Origin of the sequence: Nostoc sp. 2RC, assembly GCF_014222165.1 — a bacterium.
Taxonomy (GTDB): Bacteria; Cyanobacteriota; Cyanobacteriia; order Cyanobacteriales; family Nostocaceae; genus Nostoc; species Nostoc linckia.
Map to the genome: position 1 here is coordinate 1 of NZ_JACKZU010000511.1, position 4,346 is coordinate 4,346.

2 protein-coding genes and 1 tRNA gene are annotated in these 4,346 nt (G+C 44.7%); all 3 read right to left on the minus strand.

The genetic code is table 11. The features are described from left to right. Positions 1–99 precede the first annotated feature (99 nt). Positions 100–172 (minus strand) — tRNA-Val (locus GNE10_RS32360). Positions 173–329: 157 nt separating this feature from the next. Beyond that, entirely contained in the window at positions 330–950 is a 621-nt protein-coding gene (locus GNE10_RS32365; protein ID WP_185570081.1) for a flavin prenyltransferase UbiX, read from the minus strand. A gap of 16 nt (positions 951–966) precedes the next feature. Next, positions 967–3,321 (minus strand): ribonuclease R family protein, encoded by a 2,355-nt coding sequence (locus tag GNE10_RS32370; protein ID WP_185570083.1) that lies wholly within the window; start codon positions 3,319–3,321, stop codon positions 967–969. Between the last annotated feature and the right edge of the window lie 1,025 nt (positions 3,322–4,346).

Consider the following 4,346-nt stretch of genomic DNA (forward strand, 5'->3'; position numbering starts at 1 on the left):
CCCCATCTCCCTCATCTCCCCATACCCCATCCCTTTAGCTATAGGGTATTCAGTATACTTCCAATCAAAAAGCCGCCCTGAAAGGCGGCTTTTTGTTTATGGGCAGTACCAGACTCGAACTGATGACATCCTGCTTGTAAGGCAGGCGCTCTACCAACTGAGCTAACCGCCCTTATGTCTCACGATTATATAATATAGCAAAAGATTTTCCATTGCGCTAGTGTTTTTGGAAAAATATTTTTTTTTCAGCTACCAAGAGCATTTGGGGTTGTTTGAACTGCTATGACTGTTAACTGTCAACACTCAACAGTCAACAGTCAACAATAAACTTAATTCCTTCCTTGCCAGCGCCGAATTGGGATACAGTCAATATCTAATTGATCGAAAGCACGGGCAACTACAAAATCAACTAAATCCTCAATGGTTTGCGGATTGTGATACCAAGCAGGAATAGCGGGGACAATTCTCACTCCAACTTCTGCTAAGGAAGTTAAGTTACGCAGATGAATCAAGCTAAAAGGAGTCTCACGCGGTACAATTACCAATTTGCGACCTTCTTTGAGTTGCACATCAGCTGCGCGTTCTAGTAAATCGGAACTCAAGCCGGCTGCTAGTTTTGCCACTGTACTCATGCTACATGGAAGAATTATCATTCCTAAAGCCGCAAAGGAACCACTGGCAATTCCAGCACCGACATCGCCCCAAGGATGACAGCGCAGTTTACCAGCAAGTGGGACTCCTGCTTGCTCTCGCCAGAATTGTTCTTGCGCTGTTGGTTCTGCTGGCATCCGAATTTCCTGTTCTGATTGCCAAACCATGTAAGTTGATCTAGAGGCAACCAGTTCAATGCTATATTCTGCTTCCAACAGAAATTTGATAGCGCGAACGGCGTAAATCAGACCAGATGCGCCCGATACGCCTAAAATTAGAGGTTTAGTTTGATTTAACACATACTCCTAAAGGTATTTACTCATCCTCTCCATAAGGATCTAGGTCATCAGGTTCCATGTCATTTTCTAAGTAAAGGTCTGAAATATCTTCATTAGAGGCGCTACCTGCTAACCCTTTAGCTACACCATCGCTGCCGACAGTTACCAAATCAATTTGCTGGCGGTAGTAATCAACACTCTTAACTTGCACAGCAACGCGATCGCCTAGTCGATAGGAAGCGCGATTTTTGCGACCAAATAGTGCTTGTTGTCTGGCGCGATATTCATACCAATCATCTTTGAGAGAACTGACGTGTACCAATCCTTCTACTCTCAGGGGTACGCCAGGATTACTACTGGATTCAACCGCCTCTGCTGGTACTTCAATTTCCACAAAGAAACCGTAGGATTGAACGCCAGTAATTACTCCTTGAAAGACCTCACCGATGCGCTGCTTCATCAGTTGGGCTTTTTGCAGTCCTGCTAAATCAGCTTCAGCTTCTTGGACTTCTTTTTCTCTGTCATTGATTTGGACAATTACCCTGGTCAAATCGCTTTGGAGTTCTTGTTGCAATTCTGGGGGTAAAACGTTCCAGTTAATTTCTTCGTGGCTGGAGGAATGGCGTAAGTTAACTCGCTCTCTCACACGGGTGTTACGGCGATCGCGTCCATGTTCCAGTAGTGTGTAATACACTCTTTGCATCAATAAGTCCGGGTAACGCCGCAAGGGGGCGCTAAAGTGGACATACTGCCCTAGCGACAAGCCAAAGTGAGGCCCTTTGGTGGTGCTGTATGCAGAGGGCTTGAGGGTATCTTGCAACAAATAGGTGAGAACTTGCTCGGAGGCAGATTCGGCAAAAGCTCTGGTTAAATGTTGATAATCTAATGGTTGGATATCGGCTTCTGGATCTAAGGCTAAGTCAACGCCTAAATTGATTGCCAATTTCAGCATTTCCTGGACATCTTCGATATCTGGCGTGCCTTGGACTCGCCAAATAGCCGGAACACCAAGGGCGTTTAGGTGAGTTGCCATCAATTGATTAACTAACAGTACTAACTCAGTGAGTAGCGATCGCACCGGTAAATCATTGACCACCACAGCCCCCAGAATTCCCTCATCATAATATGGGTTTTGGCTGGGGGGCAGATTTAATTGCAAGCTACCGCGATTTAATCTCACTTGTCTTAAATCTCTTTGCAAAGCCTGGAGATTTTGCAGAATCTCCAACACCTCTGGAGATTGGTTATGAAATTCACCTGCGAGAATTTCTTCGGCTTGTTCTGTGGTGAGTGCAGTCTCGACGTTGATGACGCTTGGTTGAATTTCCCACTCTACTATTTGCCCTGATTTGGGATCGATGGTAATTAAGAAAGAGATGGTTAAGCGATCGCTTCCTGCTACTAAAGAACAGCGTTCTGCCACAATTGGAGGCAACATTGGCAGTATTAATTCTCCCAAATACACTGATTTGCCTCGTTTGAGTGCTTCTCTATCCAGGGCTTCATCAGGTTGCACGTAGTGAGAAATATCAGCGATGTGAACTCCTAAAAGCCAATTTCCACTGGGGTTTCTCTCCAAACTAAAGGCATTTTCAATGACTTTGGTATCTCCATTTACGCCTTCGATGGTAATGGTGAATACATTACGTAAATCTAAGCGATTTTTCAGGTCTGCTTTGAGGAGCTTTTTGGGTAACTTGGCAGCTGCTTCCAGGACGTTATCGGCAAAAGTACGTGACAAGTCGTGCTTGCATGTTACCAAATCTATATCAGCAGCAGCTTCGGCATCACTGCCAAGGATTTGTACTACTCTACCCAAAGGGGGGTATTGAGCTAAGGGATAACGCAAGACTTCCACGTGGGCGAGGTGATCGATGGCATCTTCTAATTTCGCACCATTGGGTTGAATCTTGAGTTCAAATAGCAGTCTATCGTCTAGAGGTACAGCCCGAAAACCGCTTTCTACTTGCTTAATTCGTGCTAATAATGTGTGGTTGGAACGTTCTAAGATTAGCTTCACCTCTCCTTCCGGAGAGCGACGGCGACTACCTTCTTTGAGGACTCTGACCAAAACGCGATCGCCATTCCAAGCATTACTTAGATGACTTTCTCGAATGTAAATATCCTCAGCTCCTTCCACATCTTGAATCGCAAAGCAAAAACCTTTACTAGAACAACGGAGTTTTGCTTCGATGATTCCCTCTTCCATAACACGGCGATACTTGCCTCGTTCTTTCACCAAAATACCGATTTTTTCCAGAACATCTAAGGCTATGTGAAGTTTTTGTAGGCTTTTTTCATCTTCACAACCAAGTTTCTTTTCCAAAACTTTACGAGCCACCAATTTATCATCGGTGAAATTGGCAAGGAGTGTAGCGATTGAAAATTCCATGCAGTGAACCGACCTTTGGTCAAAACATCATTTTTTTAATCTGGTTCTTTCCTGTATGCCCTCACCATAGGAAGCGAAAGGTCTCCTTTGCCTGTTGACAAAGAGCTAAAGAGAAAAGGGAAAAAGACCAGTCTTCAGACCTTTCCCCTTTTCCTTTCCAACCTTTCCCTTCTTGTGTTTTCCCTTTCACCTTTACCTTGATTAAGAGCTTCAAGGGTTTTGACGGCTTACAGAAACAAGCTGGAAACGAATTGCCCTGAGGCAAGGCTTCCTAATTTCCAAGGAAAGGAAGCCAACCTACCCTTGCGGGAAACTATTCCCCAAGTTGTGTTGAGCCGAGGAAACGAACCCACACACAACTCTGGGCGTCCTTTGGACTTCTCACTGCACGATGCTCTCAAAGTTTGCCTGGGTTTAAATTCCTTCATCTAACCAAACTCAGAAAGTACGCCTGATTGATATTTAGCCCCGCCAGGTAATCACGCAACGCTTTTGGAGAAGCTGGGTTTGGAGAACTCTCCATGCTGCCCAAAGCGCTATGCGGGGGAGCCACTAACAGTACGTAGGGGTCTCCCCAAGTAGAGCAAGTGGCGTGGAGACCACAGGTGTTTGATTGTCTAGATTGAAGGTAATTTTACGCCATTAGACTTTGATTTTTAACTAGGAGGAACTGCTAGTAAACCCAATTTTTCCACACGTAGAATCGGTAACAATTAGGCGAGCAGCTTAATAAGCAGTGAGGGCGAACCTTATCTTCATTATTGTAGATTTAGAGCGCACTTCCAGAAAATAGTTATACACATTAAGTTGGGTAAATAGTATAGCATCACAGACAAAACTACCCAGGTAAGTTGACACCACCCAATAATTTCCTCAAAAAACAGGTACTGCTACAATTGGGACACAGGGCGAAGCAACAATATTACTTCAGGGCATTGGGCATGGGGAGTGCTGAGTTAGGAGTTATGAGTTAGGAGTTAAAAGTTAAGAGCAAAAGTTATTCTTCCCCATCTCCCCATCTCCCC